Annotated in this window: 2 protein-coding genes; one reads left to right on the top strand and one right to left on the bottom strand. The window is 66.5% G+C overall.

Annotated elements, in window-relative coordinates:
- On the bottom strand, positions 1-846 hold an 846-nt coding region (locus AB7O82_RS11610; RefSeq protein WP_428619423.1), incomplete at its 3' end, for an IclR family transcriptional regulator domain-containing protein.
- A gap of 38 nt (positions 847-884) precedes the next feature.
- Here AB7O82_RS11610 and AB7O82_RS11605 point away from each other — a divergent pair.
- Entirely contained in the window at positions 885-2342 is a 1458-nt protein-coding gene (locus tag AB7O82_RS11605; protein ID WP_428555504.1) for a 4-hydroxyphenylacetate 3-hydroxylase N-terminal domain-containing protein, read from the top strand.
- Positions 2343-2585 lie beyond the last annotated feature (243 nt).

The raw sequence follows: 2585 nt of genomic DNA, 5'->3' as shown, positions 1-2585 counted from the left end.
GCGCCAGCGCCTTTCGATGTCCCTGACGGCTTCTTTGAGTGCACGCAGGTAACGCCTGGCCGCGACCTCCGGAGACATCGCCGAGCTGAAGAAGACGATGTTGAGGCTGCCGAGGACCGGCCCGATACCCTGGATCGGCAGGGCGATGGCACTGATTCCCGGCTCGGTCTCGCCTATCGACGAGGCATAGCCCGCCCGGTTCGTGCGCGAGACGAAGTGGCCGATGCTCTTTCTGTCTCGCGCCAGGGTCGCGTCCTCGGGCACCAGGAACGCCGTGACCTCGAGCATCTCGCGCCGGAGCGTCGGCGCGGCGGCAGCGAGGATGGCGCGCCCGAGCGCGCTCCGCACGAGCGAGCGTTGCCGCCCGATCATGGATCGATGAATGGAGAGCGGGCTGAACGAGTGCGTGCTCTCGTGGATCATGACGGATCCGCGCTCGAAGACGGCGAAATCGCTCGGCCACGACACTTCCCTCAGAAGGGCGAACATCGGCGGCAGGGCGGCCTGGCTGGACAGGTCGTTGAGCGATACGCCTTCGCTCAGCGTGCGTATCTGGTTCGTGAGGCTGAACTGTGCGCTCTTGGCGTCAAACGAGACGTATCCTTCGTCCTGCAGCGTCTGCAGCAGGCGATAGCATGTCGTGCGATTGAGGCCGGTGCTCACGGCAAGCTGCGGGGCACTCGCCGGCCCGGTCACGTTCAGCTGCCGGATCAGGCTCAACCCTCGCGACAGGGACCTGACGGAACGATGCATTGCTGGCCGATGTTCATCCTGCGAACATTTCAGATTCCGACGTGGAAGCCAAACGGCTCCGGCTTCAAATTTGTCGCGAGGCTGCCGCGCCACCGACGGCGGGATGGGCGAAGGCCCCTGGGAGTGGAAAGATGGCCATCAAGACCGGACAGGAATATGTCGCCTCACTGCGCGACGGGCGCACGCTCCACATCGACGGCAAGGTCGTTTCGGATGTGACCGGCTATCCGCCGCTGCGCGGCGTCATCGACACGATCGCGGCGCTGCACGACGACCAGCATGACCCCGCCCTCAGCGACATCCTGACCTACCGCTCGCCATCGACCGGAGACCTGGTCAGCAAGACCTACCTCGAGGCGCGCACGGCCGAGGAGTTCCGGGCGCTCGCCGCCTGCTTCCATCTGCGCGCGCAGCGCACCTTCGGCTTGATGGGCCGCCTGACTGATTTCATGTCGGGCTTCCTGGTCGACCTGTCGGTCGGCCTGCGCGCTCTGGGCAAGAACGAGGCGGCCGCACGCGCCCAGGGCATGGTGGAGCTTTGCCGCGAGGGCGACCTGCAGGTGACGCATGCGCTGATCGACCCGCAGTCGGATCGCTCGACGCTCGATGCGCCATCGCAGGCCGTGCAGGTGGTCGAGCGGACGTCCGACGGCATCGTGGTTAGCGGCTGCCGCATGCTGGCCACGCTCGCGCCGGTCGCCAACGAGTGTTACGTCGGCCCGTACTATCCTCGCAAGTCTGGCGAGGAGAACTTCGCCCTCGCGTTCGTGATACCCATGAATGCGCCGGGCCTCTCCATCTTGGCACGCGAGAGCTTTCACCGCGGCCAGTCGCATTTCGACCGTCCGCTCAGCAGCCGGTTCGACGAGGGCGACGCCATCCTGATGTTCGACCGTGTGCTGGTGCCACACGAACGCATGATTGTCGACGGGGACCTCGCGGCCTACAATGGCATGATCAATGCGCGGCCGGGGTACACCGGCATCCAGGCGTGCACGCGCTCGACCATGAAGCTGCGCTTCCTGGCCGGCATGGCGACAGCGATCGCGCGCGCCAATGGGCGAGACAAGACCCCGCGCTTCCAGGCTGCCATCGGCGAGCTGATCGCCCTGATCAGCGTCGCCGAGGGCATCCGCCTCGGCGCGATGGTGGAAGGCCAGCGCCGCGTCGAGGCCTACGCCGCGGGCAAGCTGGCGGTCGAGGGCGACGGGCTGGGCGAGGCAGCGGCGGTCGGCAGCGCTAGCGGCGGGGCGATCAACTTCTTCTTCCCCTATGCCAACACCAAGGCGGCCGACGTGCTGCGCCTCGCCGCCGGGTCGGGCGTGCTGGCGATGACCGCCGGCGACTACGCCCACCCCGACGTCGGCCCGCTGATGGACCAATGGCTGATCGGGCCGGGCATCGAGGCCAAGAATCGCCTCGAGCTGATGAAGCTCGCCTGGGACATGACGGGCACCGAGTTCGGCTCGCGTGCCGGCCTCTACGAACGCCTGTACTCAGGCGACCCCGAGGCCAATGCGCAACGCTGGTTCAGAAGCCCGATCACCAAGGAGTGCGAGGCGCTCGTGAAGAGGTTGCTGGAGTCGTAACTCTTCTTCTCCTCCCCAGCTTCGCTGGGGAGGTGTCGTCGTCTTACGGCGACGGAGGGGTCATGATTCTCATAGCCGGGAGCGCGCCGCGCCGGTGGCGCTCTTCCTGTAGATTACGCATCCCATGAGCGCCATCGGAGTGGCGCGCTCCCAGCAAAGAGGCGAGGTCATAGGGAAAAGTTTGCGCCTATGAGTGTCGCGCTCCCAGCCGTGACCCCTCCGTCGGCGATGACGCCGACACCT

Origin of the sequence: Reyranella sp., from assembly GCF_050185545.1 — a bacterium.
Lineage (GTDB): Bacteria > Pseudomonadota > Alphaproteobacteria > Reyranellales > Reyranellaceae > Reyranella.
This window is presented reverse-complemented; position numbering and strand designations above follow the sequence as displayed.